17 protein-coding genes and 1 pseudogene are annotated in these 21597 nt (G+C 72.6%); 13 read left to right on the top strand and 5 right to left on the bottom strand.

The window, feature by feature from the left end; genetic code table 11:
* Positions 1–40: 40 nt before the first annotated feature.
* Positions 41–733 (top strand): endonuclease V, encoded by a 693-nt coding sequence (locus ACFWPQ_RS31135; RefSeq protein WP_384041957.1) that lies wholly within the window; start codon positions 41–43, stop codon positions 731–733.
* A gap of 87 nt (positions 734–820) precedes the next feature.
* Entirely contained in the window at positions 821–967 is a 147-nt protein-coding gene (mmpA, locus tag ACFWPQ_RS31130; protein WP_384041954.1) for a morphogenic membrane protein MmpA, read from the top strand.
* Positions 968–982: 15 nt separating this feature from the next.
* On the opposite strand, the gene ACFWPQ_RS31125 is transcribed toward mmpA, so the two are convergent.
* Complete coding sequence (locus ACFWPQ_RS31125) at positions 983–2161, bottom strand: saccharopine dehydrogenase family protein (RefSeq protein ID WP_384041951.1); 1179 nt, start codon at positions 2159–2161, stop codon at positions 983–985.
* A gap of 179 nt (positions 2162–2340) precedes the next feature.
* On the opposite strand from ACFWPQ_RS31125, the gene ACFWPQ_RS31120 reads away from it, so the two are divergent.
* The 4 genes from ACFWPQ_RS31120 to ACFWPQ_RS31105 are packed head-to-tail and all read left to right on the top strand — an operon-like array spanning position 2341 to position 8108.
* Positions 2341–3582 carry a CaiB/BaiF CoA transferase family protein gene (locus ACFWPQ_RS31120; protein ID WP_384041948.1) on the top strand — a complete coding sequence of 414 codons (1242 nt, stop codon included), beginning with the start codon at positions 2341–2343 and terminating at the stop codon, positions 3580–3582.
* Positions 3582–4595, top strand: coding sequence for an LLM class F420-dependent oxidoreductase (locus ACFWPQ_RS31115; protein ID WP_384041945.1), 1014 nt, complete (start codon positions 3582–3584; stop codon positions 4593–4595). Before ACFWPQ_RS31120 ends, ACFWPQ_RS31115 begins: the two co-directional genes overlap by 1 nt.
* Positions 4596–4652: 57 nt before the next feature.
* Positions 4653–5867, top strand: a complete 1215-nt coding sequence (locus ACFWPQ_RS31110; protein ID WP_361290507.1) for an acetyl-CoA C-acetyltransferase — start codon at positions 4653–4655, stop codon at positions 5865–5867.
* Between the two features lie 45 nt (positions 5868–5912).
* On the top strand, positions 5913–8108 hold the full coding sequence (locus ACFWPQ_RS31105; protein ID WP_384041942.1) for a 3-hydroxyacyl-CoA dehydrogenase NAD-binding domain-containing protein: 2196 nt from the start codon (positions 5913–5915) through the stop codon (positions 8106–8108).
* Positions 8109–8144: 36 nt separating this feature from the next.
* Here the strand turns inward: ACFWPQ_RS31105 and ACFWPQ_RS31100 are convergent, their stop codons facing one another.
* Positions 8145–8864 carry a MerR family transcriptional regulator gene (locus ACFWPQ_RS31100; protein ID WP_384042112.1) on the bottom strand — a complete coding sequence of 240 codons (720 nt, stop codon included), beginning with the start codon at positions 8862–8864 and terminating at the stop codon, positions 8145–8147.
* 219 nt (positions 8865–9083) lie between these two features.
* Between ACFWPQ_RS31100 and ACFWPQ_RS31095 the strand changes: the two are divergent.
* Both ACFWPQ_RS31095 and ACFWPQ_RS31090 read left to right on the top strand, forming a co-directional pair.
* A pseudogene (locus ACFWPQ_RS31095) lies at positions 9084–9299 on the top strand (L-asparagine permease); the annotation flags it as partial.
* Between the two features lie 119 nt (positions 9300–9418).
* Positions 9419–9910 (top strand): macro domain-containing protein, encoded by a 492-nt coding sequence (locus ACFWPQ_RS31090; protein ID WP_384041939.1) that lies wholly within the window; start codon positions 9419–9421, stop codon positions 9908–9910.
* Between the two features lie 103 nt (positions 9911–10013).
* On the opposite strand, the gene ACFWPQ_RS31085 is transcribed toward ACFWPQ_RS31090, so the two are convergent.
* Positions 10014–11483: a M1 family metallopeptidase gene (locus tag ACFWPQ_RS31085; RefSeq protein ID WP_384041936.1), complete on the bottom strand. Its 1470-nt coding sequence runs from the start codon at positions 11481–11483 to the stop codon at positions 10014–10016.
* A 223-nt stretch (positions 11484–11706) separates the two neighbouring features.
* Between ACFWPQ_RS31085 and ACFWPQ_RS31080 the strand changes: the two genes are divergently transcribed.
* The gene (locus ACFWPQ_RS31080; protein WP_384041933.1) at positions 11707–13659 is read left to right on the top strand and encodes a Xaa-Pro dipeptidyl-peptidase; all 1953 of its coding nucleotides are present in this window, start codon (positions 11707–11709) and stop codon (positions 13657–13659) included.
* Between the two features lie 4 nt (positions 13660–13663).
* Here the strand turns inward: ACFWPQ_RS31080 and ACFWPQ_RS31075 are convergent, their stop codons facing one another.
* Positions 13664–14608 (bottom strand): FAD-dependent oxidoreductase, encoded by a 945-nt coding sequence (locus tag ACFWPQ_RS31075; protein ID WP_384041930.1) that lies wholly within the window; start codon positions 14606–14608, stop codon positions 13664–13666.
* A gap of 65 nt (positions 14609–14673) precedes the next feature.
* On the opposite strand from ACFWPQ_RS31075, the gene ACFWPQ_RS31070 reads away from it, so the two are divergent.
* The 4 genes from ACFWPQ_RS31070 to ACFWPQ_RS31055 all read left to right on the top strand — a co-directional run bounded on the left by ACFWPQ_RS31070 (position 14674) and on the right by ACFWPQ_RS31055 (position 20694).
* Positions 14674–15696 (top strand): oxidoreductase, encoded by a 1023-nt coding sequence (locus ACFWPQ_RS31070; protein ID WP_384041927.1) that lies wholly within the window; start codon positions 14674–14676, stop codon positions 15694–15696.
* Positions 15697–15750: 54 nt separating this feature from the next.
* The gene (locus ACFWPQ_RS31065; RefSeq protein ID WP_384041924.1) at positions 15751–17391 is read left to right on the top strand and encodes an ABC-F family ATP-binding cassette domain-containing protein; all 1641 of its coding nucleotides are present in this window, start codon (positions 15751–15753) and stop codon (positions 17389–17391) included.
* 158 nt (positions 17392–17549) lie between these two features.
* Positions 17550–18026 carry a DUF1003 domain-containing protein gene (locus ACFWPQ_RS31060; RefSeq protein WP_384041921.1) on the top strand — a complete coding sequence of 159 codons (477 nt, stop codon included), beginning with the start codon at positions 17550–17552 and terminating at the stop codon, positions 18024–18026.
* Between the two features lie 151 nt (positions 18027–18177).
* Positions 18178–20694, top strand: coding sequence for a flippase-like domain-containing protein (locus ACFWPQ_RS31055; RefSeq protein WP_384041918.1), 2517 nt, complete (start codon positions 18178–18180; stop codon positions 20692–20694).
* Between the two features lie 33 nt (positions 20695–20727).
* On the opposite strand, the gene ACFWPQ_RS31050 is transcribed toward ACFWPQ_RS31055, so the two are convergent.
* Positions 20728–21411 carry a DUF4232 domain-containing protein gene (locus ACFWPQ_RS31050; RefSeq protein WP_384042109.1) on the bottom strand — a complete coding sequence of 228 codons (684 nt, stop codon included), beginning with the start codon at positions 21409–21411 and terminating at the stop codon, positions 20728–20730.
* Positions 21412–21597 lie beyond the last annotated feature (186 nt).

Here is a 21597-nt window from a genome sequence, read left to right as displayed (position 1 = left end):
GCACTCCACGCGCGTGCGGCGCCGTACGCTCGTGTCCACCATGACGACGACGGTAGGCGTACCCGCGGGCTGGCCCGCGACCGAGGAAGCGGCCCTGGCCGTGCAGGACGAGCTGCGGGGGCGGGTGGTCCTCGACGAGCCGGGCCCGGCGCCCGGCACCGGGCACGTCACCGGCGTCGACGTGGCCTACGACGACGAGCGCGATTTGGTGGCCGCCGCGGCCGTCGTCCTGGACGCGGCGACCCTGGCGGTCGTCGCCGAGGCGACCGCCGTCGGCCGGGTGTCCTTCCCGTACGTGCCGGGACTGCTCGCCTTCCGCGAGATCCCGACCGTACGGGCCGCCCTCGACGCCCTGCCCTGCCCGCCGGGCCTGGTCGTCTGCGACGGCTACGGTCTCGCCCACCCCCGCCGCTTCGGCCTCGCCAGCCACCTGGGCGTCCTCACGGGCCTGCCCACCGTCGGCGTCGCCAAGAACCCCTTCACCTTCGCGTACGACGACCCGGACGCCTCCCGCGGCAGCCACGCGCCGCTGCTCGCCGGCACCGAGGAGGTCGGCCGTGCCCTGCGCACCCGGGACGGCGTGAAACCGGTGTTCGTCTCCGTCGGCCACCGGGTGAGCCTCGACAACGCCTGCGCCCACACGCTGGCGCTCACCCCGGAGTACCGCCTCCCGGAGACCACCCGCCGCGCGGACGCGCTGTGCCGTAGGGCGCTGCGCGAAGCCCAGGCCTGAGCAGCGATCCTGAGCGGCGATCATGAGTAGCGATTCTGAGTACTAGTACGGATGCCGCTGTTACCGTTCGACGGCAGGCTTGCCCGCATGACGACACACCGTGCCCCCAAGTCCGCGGCCCAGCCCGCCCAGTCCGCCGAGCGCGCCGTGAACGCGGCACTGGTCCTCGCCGCGGTGGCGGGGTTCGCCTGGATCGTCGGGATGCTCTACACCGTGGTGCAGTGGCAGTCCTGACGGCGTCCGAGTCGCCTAGAACGTTGCAGCCACCCGGAACCCGATCCCGGCCGCGCGCAGCCGCTCGGTCAGCGCGTCGCCCATCGCCTGCGCGGTGGTGACCTGGCCGGCCGTCGGCGGCAGGTCGTCGAAGGCCAGCGACAGGGCGGCCTCGGCGAACATCTTCGCCGTCTCGCCGTAGCCGGGATCCCCGCCCGAGACCTCCGTGAACACCCGTCGTCCGCCGCCCTCGCCGACGAACCGGACCGTGAACCAGCTGCGGGCCCGCTTCTCGGCGTCCGGCCCGTCCCCGGGCTTGAGCCGGTCCGACAGCCAGCGCCGGGCCGGCGGCAGCTGGGCGGCCGCGGTGACCGCGCCGACGGCCGCGACCCCGCCGAGCGCCATCGGCAGGTGTCTGACGGCCGCGTAGTGCCGGTAGCGGAAGTCGGGGCCGTAGCGGTCCAGGGCCCGCGCCGAGCGGCGCACGATCTGGGCGTCGATGGTCGGCAGCGGCAGCGCCCAGGCGCCGACCTCGGGCGCGAAGCGCGGGACGCCCGTCGGCGCGCTCGCCCGGCGGCCCAGCAGCCGGGGCTCGTGCCGGGCGCGGTCCCGCGCGGCGGCGAGTATCTGCTGGGGGCGCGCGAACTGGTCCAGCGCGGAGGCGAAGGTGCCGCCGGAGAAGGCCGCGTCGGCGGTCACGAACCCGTCCACGGTCAGCGGCACGCCCTCCGGCAGCTGCCGCACCGTGAAGTACGCGCCCAGGTCGTGCGGGACCGAGTCGAAACCGCAGGCGTGCACGAGGCGGGCGCCCGTCTCACGCGCGCGTGCGTCGTGCCGGACGTACGTCAGGTCCACGAACTCCGGCTCGCCGCACAGGTCCAGGTAGTCGGCGCCGGTGTCCGCGCAGGCCGCGACCAGGTCCTCGCCGTACCGGCCGTAGGGGCCGACCGTCGTGGCCACCACGCGCGCGTGCTCCGCGAGGGCGCGGACCGTGGCGGGCTCCGCCGCGTCGGCGCGCAGCACCCCGACCTCCGCGCCGCCCGGCAGCCGCTCGCGCAGCGCCTGCAGCCTGCGCTCGTCCCGGGCCGCGACGGCCCAGCGCAGGCCTTCCGGCGCGTGCGCGGCGAGGTACTCGGCGGTGAGCTCGCCGACGAAGCCGGTGGCTCCGAAGAGCACGAGGTCGTAGGGACGGTCCGTCGTCTTCAGCCTGCTCATGACACCTCTCGGTCCTGCAACCCGTGCCGTTGTCGGTGGCTGAGGCTAGCGTGAGGAGTGCGGACGCACCCCCACCGGGTATCTTGACTAAGCGCTTGCTCGTCCACTCTTGTGCCCAGTGGAACGTGTTCTTAGCATCGTCGGTGTTACATCAGTTGTGTCACATGACTGGGGGCGGCATGACCACGGCAGGGACGCCAGGACACGGCCCGCTCTCCGGCGTGCGCGTGGTCGAGCTGGCCGGCATCGGCCCCGGCCCGTTCGCCGCGATGCTCCTCGCCGACCTGGGCGCCGACGTGGTCCGCGTCGACCGGCCCGGCGGTCCGGGGCTCGCCATCGACCCGGCGTACGACGTCACCAACCGCAACAAGCGCTCGGTGCTCGTCGACCTCAAGTCCCCGGACGGCCCCGCCCGCGTCCTCGACCTGGCCGCACACGCCGACATCCTGATCGAGGGCTACCGACCCGGCGTCGCCGAGCGGCTCGGCGTCGGCCCCGAGGACTGTCACGCCCGCAACCCCCGCCTGGTCTACGGCCGGATGACCGGCTGGGGCCAGCAGGGGCCCCTTGCGCACCGCGCGGGCCACGACATCGCCTACATCGCCCTCACCGGCACCCTCGGCATGATCGGCCGCCCCGACGAGCCCCCGGCCGTCCCCGCCAACCTGCTCGGCGACTACGCCGGCGGCTCCCTCTACCTCGTCGTCGGCGTCCTGGCCGCACTGCACCACGCGCGCGCGGGCGGCACCGGCCAGGTCGTGGACGCCGCCATCGTGGACGGCACCGCGCACCTCTCCGCGATGATCCACGGCATGGTGGCCGCGGGCGGCTGGCAGGACCGGCGCGGGGCCAACCTGCTGGACGGCGGCTGCCCGTACTACGGCACCTACGAGACGGCCGACGGCGGCCACATGGCGGTCGGCGCCCTGGAGCCCCAGTTCTACGCGGAGTTCCTCACGCTGCTCGGCGGCCTGGACGACCTGGCCGACGCCCGCAAGGACTGGACCCGCTGGGGCGAACTGCGCGAACGCGTCGCCGCCCGCTTCAAGGCCCGTACCCGGGACGAGTGGACGGCGGTCTTCGAGGGCTCCGACGCCTGCGTGGCCCCCGTCCTCTCCCTCCGCGAGGCCCCGCACCACCCCCACCTGGCCGCCCGCGGCACCTTCACCGACCACGGCGGCATCACCCAGCCGGCCCCCGCCCCGCGCTTCTCCGCGACCCCCACGACCGTGCGCACCGCCCCCGCCCGGCCGGGCGCCGACACCGCCGAGGTGGCCCACGACTGGGACGTACCGGCACTCCTCGCCGACCACGCAGATCACGACGACCACGCAGATCACGACGACCACGACGCTCACGCCGACCACGACGCTCACGCCGACCACGACGCTCACGCCGACCACGACAAGGACGCCACCTGATGGAGCTCTCGACCTTCCTCGACTACGCGGGCGACCCGCGTGCCGCCGCGGACCAGGCGGCCGCACTGGAGTCGGCGGGCCTCGACGCGGTCTGGGTCGCGGAGGCCTACGGCTTCGACTCGCCCACGCTCATGGGCTACCTGGCCGCCCGCACCGAACGTATGAAGATCGGCTCCGCGATCCTCAACGTCTACTCCCGCACCCCCGCCCTCATCGCCCAGACGGCCGCCGGCCTCGACGCGGTCTCCGGCGGCCGCGCGATCATCGGGCTCGGCGCCTCCGGCCCGCAGGTCGTCGAGGGCTGGCACGGGAAGGCCTACGACAAGCCCCTCGGCCGTACCCGCGAGACGATCGAGCTGACCCGGCGGATCCTGCGCCGCGAGGTCATCGACCACCACGGCATCACCGACATGCCCCGCCCCGGCGGCCTCGGCAAGCCCCTGAAGATCCTCACCAAGCCGGTCCGCCCCGACGTCCCGCTCTACGTGGCCTCGCTGGGCCCCGCCAACGTCCGGATGACCGCCGAGATCGCCGACGGCTGGCTGCCCACCCTGTTCATCCCCGAGAAGGCCCACCAGGTCTGGGGCACGCCCCTGGCGGAGGGCGCCGCCCGCCGGGACCCGGCCCTCGGTGAGCTGAAGATCGTCGCCGGCGGCCTGCTCGCCATCGGTGAGGACGCGGCCGCCGTACGCGACCTGGCCCGCCCCCGGATCGCCCTGTACGTCGGCGGTATGGGCGCCCCCGGCAAGAACTTCTACAACGACCTCGCCGTCGCCTACGGCTACGAGAAGGAGGCCCGGCTCATCCAGGAGCTGTACCTCGCCGGCCGTAAGAAGGAGGCCGAGGCGGCCGTGCCGGACGAGTTCTGCGAGCTCATATCCCTGTGCGGCCCGGAGGGCTACGTCCGGGACCGCATCGCCGCCTTCCGCGAGGCGGGCGTGACCATGCTGGAGATCGCCCCCGTCGGCCCGGACCCGGCCCGCCTGGTCGAGACGGTCAAGAACTGGCTCTGACCCGCGCTCTCCTGAAAACCCTCGTTTCGTGAAAAACCCTCGTTGAAAGGCTTGTCAGTGAGCACCGAAGCGTACGTGTACGACGCGATCCGCACCCCGCGCGGCCGCGGCAAGGCGAACGGCGCCCTGCACGGCACGAAGCCCATCGACCTGGTCGTCGGCCTCATCCACGAGATCCGCGACCGCTTCCCGGACCTCGACCCGGCGGCGATCGACGACGTCGTGCTCGGTGTCGTCGGCCCGGTCGGCGACCAGGGCTCCGACATCGCGCGGATCGCCGCGATCGCCGCCGGACTGCCGGACACGGTCGCCGGCGTACAGGAGAACCGCTTCTGTGCGTCCGGCCTGGAGGCCGTCAACATGGCCGCCGCCAAGGTCCGTTCGGGCTTCGAGGACCTCGTCCTCGCGGGCGGTGTCGAGTCGATGTCCCGGGTGCCGATGGCCTCGGACGGCGGCGCCTGGTTCAACGACCCGATGACCAACCTGGCCGTCAACTTCGTGCCGCAGGGCATCGGCGCCGACCTGATCGCCACCATCGAGGGCTTCTCCCGGCGGGACGTCGACGAGTACGCGGCGCTCTCCCAGGAGCGCGCGGCGACCGCCGTGAAGGAGGGCCGCTTCGAGCGTTCCGTGGTCCCCGTGAAGGACCGCGCGGGCCTGGTCGTCCTCGACCACGACGAGCACCTGCGCCCCGGCACCACCGCCGACTCCCTCGCCAGGCTCAAGCCCTCCTTCGCCGACATCGGCGAACTGGGCGGCTTCGACGCGGTCGCCCTGCAGAAGTACCACTGGGTCGAGAAGATCGACCACGTCCACCACGCGGGCAACTCCTCCGGCATCGTCGACGGCGCCTCCCTGGTCGCCATCGGCACCAAGGAGATCGGCGAGCGCTACGGCCTCACCCCCCGCGCGCGGATCGTCGCGGCCGCCGTCTCCGGCTCCGAGCCGACCATCATGCTCACCGGCCCCGCCCCCGCCACCCGCAAGGCCCTCGCCAAGGCCGGACTCACCATCGACGACATCGACCTGGTCGAGATCAACGAGGCGTTCGCGGCGGTCGTGCTGCGCTTCGTGAAGGACATGGGCCTGTCGCTGGACAAGGTCAACGTCAACGGCGGCGCCATCGCGCTCGGCCACCCCCTCGGCGCCACCGGCGCGATGATCCTCGGCTCGCTCGTCGACGAACTGGAGCGCCAGGACAAGCGCTACGGCCTCGCCACCCTGTGCGTCGGCGGCGGCATGGGCATCGCCACCATCGTCGAGCGCGTCTGAAACCCCGGCGGAACCGGAACCAAGAGACTTCACGGAGACCCTCACATGACCGAGAGCACCACCATCCGCTGGGAACAGGACGACACCGGCGTCGTCACCCTCGTCCTGGACGACCCCAACCAGTCCGCGAACACCATGAACGCGGCCTTCGCCGAGTCCCTCGCCGCGGTCACCGACCGCCTGGAGGCCGAACAGGACTCGATCCGGGGCGTCATCTTCACCTCCGCCAAGAAGACCTTCTTCGCCGGCGGCGACCTGCGCGACCTCATCCGGGTCACCCCCGAGACCGCCCAGGACCTCTTCGACGGCGGCCTCGGCGTCAAGCGCAACCTGCGCCGCATCGAGACCCTCGGCAAGCCGGTCGTCGCCGCGATCAACGGCGCGGCCCTGGGCGGCGGTTTCGAACTCACCCTCGCCTGCCACCACCGTGTCGCCCTCGACACCCCCGGCACCAAGATCGGCTGCCCCGAGGTCACCCTCGGCCTGCTCCCGGGCGGCGGCGGAGTCGTCCGCACGGTCCGCCTCCTCGGCATCGCCGACGCCCTGCTGAAGGTCCTCCTCCAGGGCAATCAGTACAACGCCACGCGCGCGTTGCAGAACGGCCTGATCCACGAGGTGGCCCAGTCGCCGGAGGACCTGCTGGCCAAGGCCCGCGCGTTCATCGACGCCAACCCCGAGTCGCAGCAGCCCTGGGACAAGCCGGGCTACCGGATCCCCGGCGGCACGCCCGCCAACCCGAAGTTCGCCGCCAACCTGCCCGCCTTCCCGGCGAGCCTGCGCAAGCAGACCAACAACGCCCCCTACCCGGCGCCGCGCCGCATCCTCGCCGCCGCCGTCGAGGGCAGCCAGGTCGACTTCGAGACCGCCCAGGTCATCGAGGCCCGCTACTTCGTGGAGCTGGCCGCCGGGCAGACCTCGAAGAACATGATCCAGGCGTTCTTCTTCGACCTCCAGGCCGTCAACTCCGGCGCCAACCGCCCCAAGGGCGTCGAGCCCCGCAAGGTCACCAAGGTCGCCGTCCTCGGCGCGGGCATGATGGGCGCCGGCATCGCCTACTCGTGCGCCCGCGCGGGCATCGACGTCGTCCTCAAGGACGTCTCCGGCGAAGCCGCCCAGAAGGGCAAGGGCTACTCCGAGAAGCTCTGTGCAAAGGCCGTCGCCAAGGGCCGCACCAGCCAGGAGAAGGCCGACGCCCTGCTCGCCCGCATCACGCCCACCGCGGACCCGCAGGACCTCGCCGGCTGCGACGCGGTCATCGAGGCCGTCTTCGAGGACACCGCCCTCAAGCACAAGGTCTTCCAGGAGATCGAGTCCGTCGTCGCCCCCGACGCCCTGCTCTGCTCCAACACCTCCACGCTCCCCATCACCGCCCTCGCCGAGGGCGTCGAGCGCCAGACCGACTTCATCGGCCTGCACTTCTTCTCGCCCGTCGACAAGATGCCGCTCGTCGAGATCATCAAGGGCGAGCGCACCGGCGACGAGGCCCTGGCCCGCGCCTTCGACCTGGTCCGGCAGATCAACAAGACGCCGATCGTCGTCAACGACTCGCGCGGCTTCTTCACCTCCCGCGTCATCGGCCACTTCATCAACGAGGGCGTCGCCATGGTCGGCGAGGGCATCGAGCCCGCCTCCGTGGAGCAGGCGGCGGCCCAGGCCGGCTACCCGGCCAAGGTGCTCTCCCTGATGGACGAGCTCACCCTCACCCTCCCGCAGAAGATCCGCCGCGAGTCGCGGCTGGCCGTCGAGGAGGCCGGCGGCACCTGGACCGCGCACCCCGCCGAGGCGGTCATCGACCGCATGGTCGACGAGTTCGGCCGCCCCGGCCGCAGCGGGGGAGCGGGCTTCTACGACTACGCCGAGGACGGCAGCCGCAGCGCCCTGTGGCCCGGCCTGCGCGAGCACTTCACCCAGCCCGGCCACGAGATCCCGTTCCGGGACATGCAGGAGCGGATGCTCTTCTCCGAGGCCCTGGACACCGTGCGCCTCGTGGAGGAGGGCGTCCTCACCTCGGTCGCCGACGCCAACATCGGCTCGCTCTTCGGCATCGGCTTCCCCGGCTGGACCGGCGGCGTCCTGCAGTACATCAACGGCTACGACGCCTACGGCGGGGCGGGTGCGGGCCTGCCCGGCTTCGTGGCACGCGCGCGTGAACTCGCCGAGACCTACGGCGAGCGGTTCACGCCGCCCGCGCTGCTGGTGGCGAAGGCGGAGAAGGGAGAGACCTTCACCGACGGCCGCTGAGCCGACGCCGAGCCGGGTGCGCGGAGCGGCTCCTTCTCAGGAACCGTCTCCGGAGCCGTCGAGCCACTGGTGCACCTCCGCGCTGAGCGACCGCTGGAACGCGGTCAGCAGCGCCTGGACCACCAGCGGCTGCATGTGCGCGGACAGGGACTTCACGTCCGCCTCGGTCCGCTCCGCCACCTCGGCCCGGAACAGCAGGGACAGCTCGCGCGCGGCCGCCCGCGAGTGCTCGGTCAGGACCGTGCGCGCGGCCACGATCGCCTTCTCGGACAGCGGCACGTCGAGGAGCTGGACGGCGAGCCGGAGCAGGCCGGGGTCGATCCGGTAGGCGTCCCCGTCGGGCCGTACGACGTCCATGGCGACGAGCCGGTCGACGTCCTCCTCGTCGAGCGGCCGTCCGGCCCGCCGCCGCAGCTCCGCGGCCGTCACGGTCTCCTCGGTGTCCGGGGCCCAGGAGGCCACCACGGCCCGGTGGATGGCCAGGTCGTGGTGGCTCAGCCCGGGCGGCAGCCGCCGCAGATAGCGCTCGATCGCCGCCAGCGTCATGCCCTGGTGCTGCAACTCCTCGATCAGCGCCAGCCGGGCCAGGTGATCGCGCCCGTAGTGACCCACCCGGCGCGGACCGATCACCGGCGGTGGCAGCAGCCCCTTGGTGCCGTAGAAGCGGACCGTGCGGACCGTGGTGCCGGCCCGCGCGGCCAGTTCGTCGATGGTGAGCGCCGGGTCCCCGGAGCCACCGGCGGTGTCGGTCGTCATGTGCAGCAGTATCGCTGTCACACCGGCACTGTGACACCGGGCGACGCATGGGACGCGTTCGGCCGATGGCCACCTGGATGTCATGATCGTGACCTTGTGAGAAGGGCCGCTCTGTGACCTGTGCCATCGCATGAGCGTCGGCGCCCGGGGGAAGGTGGCGCCTCGGTCCGTGCCCACCACCGAGCGCACCGACCGAGTACGTCCGGACACCCGAGCGCGATCCGCTCCGTGGACACGGCGCAGGCTGCCGCCACCCGGACCGACGCGGCCCAGGCGCCCGCGGACGCGGGCGACGCCGGCTACAGCAAGGACCTCAAGGCCCGCCACGTCAACATGATCGCCATCGGCGGCGCGATCGGCACCGGCCTCTTCCTCGGCGCCGGCGGCCGCCTCCACAACGCCGGCCCGGCCCTCGCCCTCGCCTACCTGGTCTGCTGGTGGCCGGCTGGTTCGGCGTCCGCCGCCGGGTCTCCCGAGCGGCCGACGAGGAGCTGTCCCAGCTCACGAAGTAGCAGGTCAGCGCGATTGTCAGTGGCATCGCCTACGGTGGCGTCATGTCGGAGATCACATACATCCGGGGTGACGCCACCGTGCCTTCCGGCAAGGGCGTCAAGGTGATCGCCCACGTCTGCAACGACCTGGGGGGTTGGGGAAAGGGCTTCGTGCTGGCCCTCTCCCGCCGCTGGCCGGAGCCGGAGAAGGCTTACCGCGCCTGGCACCGAGACCGCGCGAACAACGACTTCGGCCTGGGCGCGGTCCAACTGGTCCGCGTCGACCGGTACATCTGGGTGGCCAACATGATCGGCCAACGGGGGACGAAGACCGGGAGCAAGGGCGCACCGGTCCGGTACGAGGCGATAGACACGGCGCTGGCCGGTCTCGCCGACAAGGCGACCGAACTAGCCGCGTCCGTGCACATGCCCCGCATAGGCTGCGGCCTGGCGGGCGGCAAGTGGTCCCGCGTCGAGCCGTTGATAAAGGAGCGGCTGGTGGCCCGACACATCCCGGTCACCGTGTACGACTACGGCGACGAAGCGCCCCTTTAGCTTTCCGGAGACGCGGCGCTCAGGCGCCCCGTCAGGGGCGCGGGGAACTGCGCGACCAGCCACAACCGGCCCGCAGCCCCCACCCACCGAACCCGGCACCCCCTCAGTGCACGTCGTTCGTAGCCTCGATCCGCTTCCACGACTTCGGCTGCGCAACCGCCCCCACGGCCTTCACTGCCGGCACCGCCGGCCTCGTCGGCTCGAACAGCCACGCATCGAACAACCTCGACAGCGACTTCCCCGACACCTTCTCCGCGTACTCCTCGAAGTCGCCCACCGAAGCGTTCCCGTACGCGTGCTCCTTCGGCCACCCCTTCAGAATCGCGAAGAACGCGACGTCACCGACCGCGTTCCGCAGCGCCTGCACGGCCAGCGCCCCCCGGTCGTAGACGGCGATGTCGAACTGGTCGTCGGGGCCCGGATCCCCCGGCTTCACCGTCCAGAACGCGTCGTCGGCCGGATGCGACGCGTACACGTAGTCGGCGAGCTCCTGCGTCGTGCCCTCGCCCTCGTGCTCCGACCACAGCCACTGCGCGTACCGCGCGAACCCCTCGTTGAGCCAGATGTCCTTCCAGCCCTTGAGGGAGACGTCGTCGCCGTACCACTGGTGGGCCAGCTCATGCACGACCACCGACGTGTTGGAACCGTTCGCGAACTGCTTCGGGCTGTAGTACACGCGGGTCTGCGTCTCCAGCGCGTACCCGGTGGTGGTGTTGGGGACGTATCCGCCGGCCGAGCTGAAGGGATAAGGCCCGAAGTAGCCGGAGAGCCAGTCGACGAGCTCCCCGGTGCGCTCCACGCTCGCCCGGGCCGCCCCGTCGTTGTCGCCGAGGTCCTTGCTGTAGGCGTTGACGACCGGTACGCCACCCTCCGACGTACTGGTGGTGATGTCGAACTTCCCGACCGCCAAAGTGGCCAGATACGTCGCCTGCGGCTTGTTCTGCCGCCAGTTGTACCGGGTCCAGCCGAGTTTCGAACTCGTCGACTGGAGCAGGCCGTTGGAGATGACCTGGGTGCCGTCGGGAACGGCCACCGACACGTCGTAGGTCGCCTTGTCCAGCGGGTGGTCGTTGCTCGGGAACCACCACCAGGCGGACTCGGGCTCGTCCGCCGCGACCGCCCCGTCCGGGGTGCGGTGCCAGGTGGTGAAGCCGTACGCGCTCTTTGCCGACGGCACCCCGCTGTAGCGGACGACGACGGTGACCTGTGTGCCCTTCGCCAGCGGCGACCTGGGGGTCACGACCAGTTCGTGCTGACCGGACGTGGCGAAGTCCGCCTTCACCCCGTTGACCCGTACCTCGCTGACGTCCAGCAGGAAGTCCAGGTCGAAGCTGGACAGGTCCTGCGTGGTGCGCGCCAGGATCGTCGCCGTACCGGCCAGTTCGTCGGTGGCCGGCTGGTACTGCAGCCGCAGGTCGTAGTGGGCGACGTCGTAACCGCCGTTGCCGTAGTACGGGTAGTAGGGGTCGCCGATGCCCGGTGCGCCGGGGCTGTAGCTCGCGGCCGATGCCGGGATCGCCAGCAGCAGGGAGGCCGCCGCGAGGGCGCCCGGCGCGAGGATTCTGCGGTGCAAGAGAACTCCAGGTCGGTAGGGGGCCGAGGCGCACCCGCCACACCGCGGCGGGCAGCGCCAAGTCGATGGAGCACGAAACTGTTCGGAGCCTATTCAGTCCCTGTGGCCCCTGGCCTGTCCATGGCACCTGCTGTCACACGATCGCCATTCGGCCGCAATCCGCCCTGACGGTCCCCCAGATGCCCCCTTCTGCACGGGAGTTGACCCGGGTAGCGTCCGCCCCATGCCGAAACGCACGCGCTTCACGATCTGGAGACCGTTCGCCGTCACGGCCGTCGCAGCCCTGATCGCCGCCTTCCTCACCCCGGCCGCGGCCCAGGCTTCCGGCGCCCCTCGCGAGAGCCGACCCGTCTACTCGTACGCGAACGCCATCCGCGAGGCCGTCTGGGTGGACACCGGCCTCGACTCCGACGGCGACGGGAGGACCGACCGGGTCGCCGCCGACATCGTCCGGCCCTCCGAACCCGCCGCGCAGGGCCGCAAGGTACCGGTCATCATGGACGCCAGCCCCTACTACTCCTGCTGCGGACGCGGCAACGAGAGCCAGCTCAAGACGTACGACGCCAACGGGAACGTCGTCCAGATGCCGCTCTTCTACGACAACTACTTCGTGCCCCGCGGCTACGCCTTCGTCGGCGTCGACCTGGCCGGCACCAACCGCTCCGACGGCTGCATCGACATCGGCGGCCGCTCCGACATCCAGTCCGCGAAGGCCGTCATCGACTGGCTGGGCGGCCGCGCCAAGGCGTACAGCAGCCGCACCGGCACCACCACCGTCAAGGCGAGCTGGACCAACGGGAAGACCGGCATGATCGGCAAGAGCTGGGACGGCACCATCGCCAACGGCGTGGCCGCCACCGGCGTCAAGGGCCTCAGGACGATCGTCCCGATCAGCGCCATCTCCTCCTGGTACGACTACTACTTCGCCCAGGGCGCCCCGCTGTACGACTCGGGTCCCGACTGGCTGGCCGGAGCGGTGGAGAGCGACGACGCCTACGCCAAGTGCGGTGCCGTTCAGCAGAAGCTGATCGACGGTGCCCCGCGCAGCGGAGACTGGACCGACCTGTGGACCGAGCGCGACTACGTCAAGGACGCCTCCAAGGTGAGGGCCAGCGTCTTCCTCGTGCACGGCATGCAGGACCTCAACGTCCGCACCAAGCACTTCGGCCAGTGGTGGGACGCCCTCGCCAAGAACGGCGTCGAGCGCAAGATCTGGCTCTCCCAGACCGGGCACGTCGACCCCTTCGACTACCGGCGCGGCGCCTGGGTCGACACCCTGCACCGCTGGTTCGACCACGAACTGCTCGGCTACGACAACGGCATCGACCGCGAGCCGATGGCCGACGTCGAGCGCCACCCCGACCAGTGGGTGACCTCGTCGGTCTGGCCGCCGAGCGGCACGCGGACCACCACCCTGCGCCCCGCCACCGGCACCCAGCCGGGCGTCGGCACCCTCGGCCTGCACAAGGGATCCGGCACCGAGACGTTCACGGACGACCCGCAGCAGAGCGAGACCGACTGGGCGGCCCAGCTCGCCACCCCCACCTCCGACAAGGCCGGTTTCCTCACCGCGCCGCTCACCCGGGACCTGCGGCTGTCCGGCTCGTCGAAGGTGACCGTCACCGCCACCCCGACCACCTCGACGGCCCACCTGACCGCCGTCCTCGTCGACCTCGGCCCGGACACCATCCGCGACTACGCCGACTCCCACGAGGGCATCACCACCCTCACCGACCGCACCTGCTGGGGCGAGAGCACGGCCGGTGACAGCGCCTGCTTCAAGAAGACCGAGGCCAAGACCAAGGCCGTCGACTACACCGTCTTCAGCCGTGGCTGGGCCGACCTCGGTACCTACGCCGACCCCGGCAAGGGCGTCCCGCTCACCCCGGGCAAGGCCTACACGATCACCCTCGACCTGGCGGCCACCGACCACGTCGTACCCAAGGGCCACCGCCTGGCGCTGATCGTCGCGGGCACGGACAAGGACCTCATCGACCCGCCGTCCACCACGCCCACGCTCACGGTGGACCTGTCCCGGACGACGGCCAGGGTCCCGCTGGTCGGCGGCGCGGACGCGTTCGCCCTCGCCACCGCCGCACGGTGGACCGCTCCCGAGAAGACCGCCCTGAACGGCGTGCGTGCCCCGCGCACCGTCCAGCGCGTCCCCGCGAGCTGACCGGTCAGGCGGCCGGGCCGGTGTCCACCAGCCCGGCCGCCTCCCGCGCACATCCCCAGGCGACCGTGATCCCGGCCCCGCCGTGCCCGTAGTTGTGGACCAGCACCCGGCCGCCCGGCCGTAGTTCGTGCTCCAGCCGGACCGTCGACCGGTACGGCCGCAGTCCCACCCGGTGCGCCAGCACCCGCGCCCCGGCGATCTCCGGCCGGACCGCCGCACAGCGCGCCACGATGCCGGCCGCCACCTCCGGATCCGGCTCCAGCGACCAGGCGTCCTCCTCCGCCGTACCCCCGAGCAGCAGCCCGCCGGGCTGCGGGAAGAAGTAGGCGGACGCGCCCCCTGCCACCTCGTCGGACGTGTACCAGGTGGTGATCCCGGGGTTCTCCACCACGACCAGCTGCCCGCGCACCGGACGCACTGCCGGGTCCGGTACGAGCGAACGGGCCCCGAGCCCGGTGCAGTTGACCACGACCGGCGCGGGCACCTCGTCCAGCGACTCCACCACCCGCTCCTCGACCGTCCCGCCGGCCCGCTCCAACCGCCGCCGCAGCCACTCCAGATGGACCGGCATGTCGATCAACGGCAGCCGGGCCGCCAGACCTTCGGCGGTCTCCGCCAGCCCCGGCACCTTGGCCGCCCACGCACCGAGCCCGTCCAGCCGCAGGCCGTCGTGTACGCCCTCGACCAGGCGTACGCCCGTCTCCTCCGGCCGCGCCGCCAGCGCCTCGTACACGACAAGGGAGGCGAGCGCCCATTCCCCGACCAGCGCCTCCGGCTCGATGCGGTACGGCCACCACAGCGCGCCCGCGACCGCCGAGGTCGTACGCCCGCCGGTCTCCCGGGCCCACACCCGCACCCGGCGCCCGCCCTCGGCCAGCACCACCGCCGTGGTCAGTCCGACGACCCCGCCACCGACCACGATCACTTCGTCACTCAGCTCAGACGGCACACCGTGACGTTAGCGGAATATGTCATGCCGCGCTCAGATCGTCCCGCTCTGGGGATACTCACAGCATGTCTGCCGCATACGCGACCTTCGGCCTGGCCCCGGCGATGCGCGCCGGCGCTGTCCTCGCCGACGGCGGGTACCAGCTCCACCGGGACTTCGTGGACTTCGTCGTCGACGGTCACCCGCTGCTGTTCCAGCTCTCCGACCTGGACGCCGTCTCCCCGCTCGCCTCCGACGTGCCGCCCGCGATCTTCACCGCCCAGGTCCGCAGCCTCTTACTGGAGTCCGAGGCCCCGCTGCCCGACGGCCGGTACGTCGTCTACGGCTGTCCCGAGTGCGAGGACCTGGCCTGCGGTGCGGTCACCGCGGTCATCGAGCACGACGGCGACGACTACATCTGGCGGGACTTCGCCTGGCAGACCTCCGAACACGCCGACCTGGAGCGCAACGGCTACCACGGCATCGGCCCGTTCCGCTTCCACGGCCCCGAGTACCGCGAGGCCCTCGGCGCCCTCCTCGAGGACTCCGGCCCGCCGCCCGGCCGCCGGGTGCTGCTGATCGGCGCCCGCGTCGCCCTCCTCGCCAAGCTGGCCGCCGCCCTGCGCACCATCGGCATCGGCGCCGACATCACCCACGACGCCGACGGCGTCCCCGCCGAGGAACTCCGCGGCTACGCGGCCGTCGCCTTCGGCCCCGCGGTCGCCGAGGCCGAGCGGACCGCCGTACGTCAGGCGTTCGAGCGGGCGGGCGTGGAGGTGGCCTACGTCGACGGGCTCGCCCCGATCGTCCCGCTCCTCGTCGCCCAGATCGAACACGCCCTCGACCGCAGCCCGCTCCCGCAGCGCCGGCTGGCCCGGCTGGTCGCCTCCGACGGCACCGCCGGCATCGAGGTCACCTCGCCCTGCCGGGTGCGGCTCACGTCGTACCGCCTGGACCGCCTCTCCCGCCCCCGCACCCACGAACTCTTCGACGGCGTCCTGGAACCCGGCCGCCACCGCATCCCCCTGGACGGCAAGGCGGTCAGGGGCGGGTCCTTCGTGGTGGCCCGCACCGCCGGGAGCGTGCTGGTGGCGGCGCCCGAGCGCTGACCGGGGAGGACAGGGCCGAGCCCGGGCCGCCCGGCCATTAGGATCGGCGTTCTGATGACTGCCACCCTCGTCGCCAAGAACCTCGCCGCCGGGCACGGCGACCGCTCGCTCTTCTCCGGGCTCGACCTCGTCGTCGCGCCCGGTGACGTGATCGGTCTTGTCGGTGCCAACGGCGCGGGCAAGTCCACCCTGCTGCGGCTGCTCGCCGGGCTCACCGCCCCCGAACAGGGCGAACTGCGGCTCTCCCCGCCGACCGCGACCGTCGGCCACCTGCCCCAGGAGCCGGAGCGGCGGCCGGGCGAGACCGTGCGCGACTTCCTCGCCCGGCGCACCGGGGTCGCCGAGGCCCAGCGCGTGATGGACGAGGCGACCCAGGCCCTGGTCGACGGGGCGCCGGGCGCCGACGACGCCTACGCCACCGCCCTGGAACGCTGGCTCGACCTCGGCGGCGCCGACCTGGAGGAGCGGGCCGAGGAGGTCGCCGACACCCTCGGCCTGGCCGTCGACCTCGACCAGCCGATGACGTCCCTCTCCGGCGGCCAGGCCGCCCGCGCGGGCCTCGCCTCCCTCCTCCTTTCCCGCTACGACGTCTTCCTCCTCGACGAGCCCACCAACGACCTCGACCTCGACGGCCTGGAACGCCTCGAACGCTTCGTGACCGGCCTGCGCGCCGGCACGGTCGTCGTCAGCCACGACCGCGAGTTCCTCACCCGCACCGTCACCAAGGTCCTCGAACTCGACCTGGCCCAGAACCAGATCAACCTCTACGGCGGCGGCTACGACGCCTACCTGGAGGAACGCGACGTGGCCCGCCGGCACGCCCGCGAGGACTACGACGAGTACGCCGACAAGAAGGCCGCCCTCCAGGACCGCGCCCAGATGCAGCGCGGCTGGATGGACAAGGGCGTCAAGAACGCCCGGCGCAAGGCGTCCAACGACAACGACAAGATCGGCCGCAAGTTCCGCAGCGAGGCCAGCGAGAAGCAGGCCGCCAAGGCCCGCCAGACCCAGCGCATGATCGAACGCCTGGACGTCGTCGAGGAGCCCCGCAAGGAGTGGGAACTGCGCATGGAGATCGCGGCGGCCCCGCGCTCCGGCGCCGTCGTCGCCACGCTGCGGGACGCGGAGGTACGGCGCGGCGACTTCACCTTCGGACCGGTGTCCCTCCAGATCGACTGGGCGGACCGGGTCGCGGTGACCGGCGCGAACGGCGCGGGCAAGTCGACGCTGCTCGCCGCGCTGCTGGGCAGGGTGGAGCTGGACGCCGGGCACGCGGCCCTCGGCCCGGGCGTCCTGGTCGGCGAGGTGGACCAGGCCCGCAAGCTCTTCCACGGCACGGAGTCCCTGCTGGACGCCTTCGGCGCGGCCGTACCGGACACCGAACCGGTCGAAGTGCGCACCCTGCTCGCCAAGTTCGGCCTCAAGCAGGACCATGTGCTGCGCTCCGCGGCCACGCTGTCACCGGGCGAGCGGACCCGCGCCGCCCTGGCCCTGCTCCAGGGACGTGGCGTCAACCTCCTCGTCCTGGACGAGCCGACGAACCACCTCGACCTCCCGGCGATCGAGCAGCTGGAATCGGCCCTCGACGCCTACGAGGGCACCCTTCTCCTGGTCACCCACGACCGCCGCATGCTGGACGCGGTCCGAGTCACCCGCCGCCTGGAGGTAGCGGCGGGCAAGGTGACCGAACGCTAGAACTCCCCAGCTGCAGGCGCCCCTTTTGGGGCGCGGGGAACTGCGCGACCAGCCCCCACACACCCGCAGCCGCCGCACGACCTTTCGCGGCACCCCCAATGGCGCCATCGGCCCCCGTACGCTGCGATCATCGTCGGACACCTGGCAGGAGAATGGCCATGAGCACATCGCCGAAGCGACCGGCCCTACGGATCGTCAACGAACAGGACGTCCTCGCGCAGCTGCGCGGCACCCAGGACCGCATCGCGGACGCGATCACCGCATTCGCCGGAACCATGATGTTCGTGTACCTGCACGCCCTGTGGTTCACGGTCTGGATCGTGTTCAACGAGGGCGTGTTCGGCGAAGGCGCGATCTGGGACCCGTTCCCCTTCGGACTGCTCACCATGATCGTCAGCCTGGAGGCGATCTTCCTGTCCACGTTCGTGATGGTGAGCCAGAACCGGCAGGCCTCCCGCGAGAACGTCCGCGCCGACCTGGACTTCGAGACCAACGTGCGCTCGGAGGTGTGGTCCATCCACATGGGCCGTGCCCTCGGCGTCGACCCCGTGGAGGTCGAGAAGCGCGTCCAGGAACTGCTCGCGGAGAATCGCGCCCGGATGAACGGCACCAGCCAGCCTCCGAAGCAGACATGATCCGTCGGCCGACTGCGTCTGCCCACAGTCATTCGACCGAGGCGCGGGACACCGGCCGCGTGGAACCATGGGCCGACGTCCGGGCGAGCCGGACCTGTGCCCGAAGGAGCGCGCGCATGGGCCGTCCTCGCAGCCCCGTCGGGAGCGGGACATGACCGACCGGCACGGCATGCTGCTCTCCGCCGACCTCGTGGGCGACGCCGGAGCAGGCGGGGCGGCGCCCACCGTCGACGCCCCGCCGCCCCGGGACGTGCGGCGCGCGGCCGACCTGCTGCGACTGCTGGTCTCCCTGGCCGCCCTCGCGCTGACGGTCCTGGTGGCGGTCGCCACCCGGGACTTCGCCCGCAGAGCGCAGCAGGGCCTGCTCTCCGCGGCCACCGCGCTGCCGCCGGGCCTGCGCGACGCACTGCTCGGCACGGTGCAGGCGGTCGCGATGCTCGCACCGCTGGCCGCCCTGGTCGTCCTCGTCGTACGGCGCCGCTTCGACGCGGTGTCGAGGGTGCTGCCCGCCGCGGCCCTGGGCGCGGCCGTCGGCTGGCTGCTCACCCGGCTCGCGCTGGCCGAGAGCAGGCCCGAACGGTGGCCGGAGGTGCTCGTCGGCCGTGGCGGACTGGTGCACGCGGGCTGGCCGTCGGCGGTGTACCTGGCGGCCTGCGCGTCCGCGGTCGTCGCCGCCGGCCCCTGGCTGACACGGCCGTGGCGACGGGCGCTGTGGGCGCTGACCGTCGGGTGCGCCGCGCTCGGCGCACTGGCCGCCTCGCTGGTCCCGCTGGACGCGTTCGGGGCCCTCGTCGTCGGCGGCACCGCCGGATCGGCCGTCCTGCTCATGGCCGGCGGCCCGCCCGACCGTCCGCCGGCCCAGGCCGTCGCCGACGCCCTCGTCGCCTGCGGGATCCCCCTCGCCGCCCTCCGCGAACTGCCGGCGGACCGCCAACTCCCCGGCGAGGGCGTCCTCTACGGCGCCGAGACCGCCGAGGGCGCGCAGCTGACCGTACGCGCCCTCGCCGCCGAGGACCGGGGCCGCGACCTGTTCCACCGGCTCGCCCGGCGCGTCCTGCTGCGCCACCCGGCGGACCCCGGGGAGCAGACACCGCTCGCCGCCGCCGAGCACGAACTGCTCATGCTGGTCTTCGCCGCCCGCACCGGCGCCCGGGTCGCCGACCCCGTCATCGCCTACCCGGTGGCCGGGGACGCCGCGGTGGTGGTGACGGTCGGGGCGGATGCCCGTCCGCTGTCCGCGCTCGCCGACGAGGAGCTGACCGACACCCTGCTCCGCGAGGCCTGGGCGGCCGTGGCCCGCATCCAGGAACACCGCCTCGCGCACCGGTCGTTGCGCCCCGAGCACATCCTCGTCGCGCCGGACGGCGGCCCCAGGCTCACCGCGTTCGCCCGGGCCCAGCTGAACGCGCCGCCCGAGACGCTCGGCAGTGACCTCGCCGAGCTGCTCGCGACCACCGCCGTACGCGTCGGGCCGGCCCGCGCCACCGCCTGCGCCCTGGCCGGCCTCGGCCCCGAACGGCTCGCGAGTGCCCTGCCGTACCTGCAACCGCTCGCCCTGCTCGGCCCCGCCCGCCGCGAGGTGGCCCGCTACGACCAGGCCCGCGCCCGGGAGGCCACGGCCGGCGCCCGGCGCCGCACGCTGCGCCCCGGCGGCCGGCCGAACCTGATGCACGACCTCGCCGAGGAAGTACGCGGCGCCTGCGAGGTCCCGGCCGCCAAACCGGCCCCGCTCGCCCGGTTCACCTGGAAGAGCGTCCTGGGCCTGGCCGGTGCGTTCTTGGTGCTCCACCTCGTGCTGCCGCAGCTCGCCAACGCCCCGGCCGCACTCCGTGCGCTGCGCGACGCCAACTGGTGGTGGCTGCTCGCGGTCGTGCCCGTCACCTTCGTCTCGCAGGGCTTCTCGACCTGTCTGCAACTGGGCACCATCCCCGGGCGCCTGCCCTTCCGGGCCACCTACCAGGTGCAGTTCGCCAGCTCCTTCCTGAACCGCATCACCCCCGGCAACGTCGGCGGCATGGCGCTCAACCTGCGCTATCTGCAGAAGACGGGGATCGAGACCGGTGCCGCGACGGCCTCCGTCGGGCTGCAGAGCCTGGCCGGCGCGGTCTCGAACGTGGTGGTCGCCACCGTCTTCTTCACCGCGGCCGGACAGCACCATGGTGGCGTCCACCTGGACCTGCCCGTGGGCAGGTACACCCTGCCCGCGATCGTCCTCGTGCTGGCAGCCGGAGGGCTGCTCGGCCTGACCCCGCCCGGCCGGCGCTTCCTGCGCGAGAAGGTGTGGCCGTTCCTGCGTGCGGCGGGCACGACGCTCACCGGGATCGCCGCCGACCCCACCAAGCTGGCCCTCGGGGTGGTCGGCATGCTGGGCCTGCCCGTCATCCAGATCGTCGGACTCGCCCTCAGCCTCCACGCGCTCGGCGGCGACCTCCCCTTCGTCCAGCTCGGTGCCGCCTACATGGCGGCCCGCCTGCTCGCCAACGCGGCTCCGGTCCCCGGCGGCCTCGGCGCGCTCGAAGCGGGCCTCATCGCGGGCCTGACCGCCCTCGGCGTGCCGGCCGGCCCGGCCACCTCGGCGGTCCTGGTCTACCGGCTGCTCACGTTCTGGCTCAACGTCCCGCTGGGGGCGGCCGCGTTGGGGTTCGTGCAGCGGCGCGGGTACGTCTGACCGGCAGGGTCCGGCGCCGGGGCGCGGCGGGGGTCAGGCGGCGGAGCCGAAAGCGGTGACGTCGAGCTTCCCGTCGCACGGGGAGAGGTTGGGACCGGGCACCAGGGTCAGCGGTCGGGAGCCGCCGGGCAGGCGGATGTCCACGCCGTAGGGGGCGTCCACCCCCGGACACGCGTCGTCCGTGTGCAGCACGAACGACGTCGTGTGCCCCGGGGCGAGCAGCACGGTGGGCGGGACGGCCGCCGCGGACCGGCTGACCTTGAACGGGCGGATGCCCGAGGTGCTCACCGGCCCGCTCTCGCAGTCCGGGGGGTCGGCCGTCGTGCAGACGTGCAGGACGCCGTCACCGAAGAAGGTGAGACCGGGCCAGCCACTCAGCCGGCACGTCGAGCCCGAGCGGTTGCGCAGCACGATCTCCGCGGCGTACCCCGGGCGTCCGCCACCCACCTGCGGACTGGTCCGCCCCTCGGAGGCCGCGAGGTCCCGCGTCGTGCAGGTGCGGGCAGCCGGAGTCGTGGCGGTACCGGACCGGGTGTCCGCAGGAGCGGCTGTCCGGCTGGGAGCCGGGGCCCCGGCTGTTTCGGTGGCCTTGGCGGGGTGTCGGGCGGGAGCGGCCGGGGTGGTGGCCGCAGTGGTCCGCGCCGTCGCCTCGCGGCCGGCCTGCGTATCGGGAACGGAATAGTGAACTCCCGAATCACAGGCCGCTGTTGCGGCCATCAGTAGCCCGGCCAGCAACAACTGCCTCCCACCCCGCATATGCATGACGTGAACGCTATGCACGATCACGGGGCGCGCACAGACAGGGCAGCGAGTTGACATGCCCCTTTCGCCTCGTGTTCACCGACGGCAGCGAGACGCGTGCCCCTGGGGGCGCGGGGCCGTATCGACAGGCGGCTCCGCCGC

The sequence above is a fragment of the Streptomyces sp. NPDC058464 genome, assembly GCF_042721035.1.
Lineage (GTDB): Bacteria > Actinomycetota > Actinomycetes > Streptomycetales > Streptomycetaceae > Streptomyces.
The sequence above is the reverse complement of the archived record's forward strand: the minus strand, read 5'-3'. Positions and strand labels throughout refer to the sequence as shown.